At 40.1% G+C, this 1,155-nt stretch carries 1 protein-coding gene and 1 pseudogene; both read left to right on the top strand.

Going from position 1 to position 1,155, the window contains the following annotated elements; genetic code table 11:
* Positions 1-267 precede the first annotated feature (267 nt).
* Positions 268-675, top strand: a complete 408-nt coding sequence (locus AB4653_RS26685; RefSeq protein WP_009846480.1) for a SulA-like leucine-rich domain-containing protein — start codon at positions 268-270, stop codon at positions 673-675.
* 270 nt (positions 676-945) lie between these two features.
* Positions 946-1,155: pseudogene (locus AB4653_RS26680) on the top strand (phosphoribosylaminoimidazolesuccinocarboxamide synthase); the annotation flags it as partial.

Below are 1,155 nucleotides of genomic sequence, written 5' to 3'. Positions count from 1 at the left end.
CTTATCTTCTTATCTTCTATACAGGTGTATACAGTACTTTTCTGTCAAACCCACTGTATACACCTGTATAAAGCTCACATTTCTTCAACTTATGAGACAAAACAACAAATTCATTCAAATTTAATTTTTACCATATTTTCAACAGCTTAAATAAAAACCACTTACCCAACCAAGCAAGATCGGCCAATAATCCCTCAAAAAACGCTTGATCTTATAAGCAACAAAAACTACTGTATACACATACAGCATGTATATAAGGACAGCAAAATGATTCCAGCACACGTTAAAGCACAACACTCTAGCCCGCTAACTCACTGCGCATTTACATCCGTCTCTCGTGACACAAAAAGTTCAAACGAAGAAGCGTTGTTTGCCAAAATGGCGTTGCTGTCCAATCAACATCAGTGGTTACTGTTTACGGCTCAAACACCAAGACCATCGGCTAAACAACTGCAGCAACATAATGTTTGCTGTGATCGTGTTATTCACATGAAAGCCTCTAATCAAATGACAGAAGTAGAAACCGTCGAGAAAGCCATTCGATCTAAGAATGCGAGCGCGATTGTTGCGAGTGCTTCGATTGATCAATTCAGTCAGCAATACCTAAGAACATTAGGAATGCGCTTTCAGTGCGAAGTCTTCTTTATTGATGCCAATTCAGAGCGTATTCACTAGACCGCCTGACTTAATAACATTTTGGCTAGCAAACTTAAGTTAACTTGACAGCATGGCTCCAAAACACAGTCCAAATATACTGCCTTCCCCTGCCTACAATTCGCCAATTTTCTAGCGAATAGTTAGGCGGGGGTTTTTATTTGATCAATAGATTTAGCAATCGTTTGCTTTTTCTCTGGAAGCAAATAGTAGATTGGGTATAATGCCCGTCTAATCATGTGCACACCGCACTTCTCTGTATGACGTTTGATAAAAGATAGGAATGTCTAAATGAGCCTTGCTGATCAAGTTCTTGCCGTAAATGATGACCTACCAATCCGTACTGATAAACCTGTCCACAGTGGCAAGGTTCGTTCGGTCTACTGGTTAACTGAAGAAGATAGCCAACGACTAATTAAAGAGAAAGGCTACGATGTAGCACCAGATGCGCCATTAGCAATCATGGTGATCAGTGACCGTATCTCTGCATTTGATTGTATC

This window comes from Vibrio sp. 10N.222.48.A3 (assembly GCF_041475345.1).
Lineage (GTDB): Bacteria > Pseudomonadota > Gammaproteobacteria > Enterobacterales > Vibrionaceae > Vibrio > Vibrio tasmaniensis_A.
Note: the sequence above shows the minus strand (reverse complement) of the source record. Positions and strands in the feature narration are given on the sequence as shown.

Bases quoted from the DNA above. Each gene is read 5' to 3' on its own strand.
- AB4653_RS26685 (WP_009846480.1), top strand. From the start codon at position 268: ATGATTCCAGCACACGTTAAAGCACAACACTCTAGCCCGCTAACTCAC.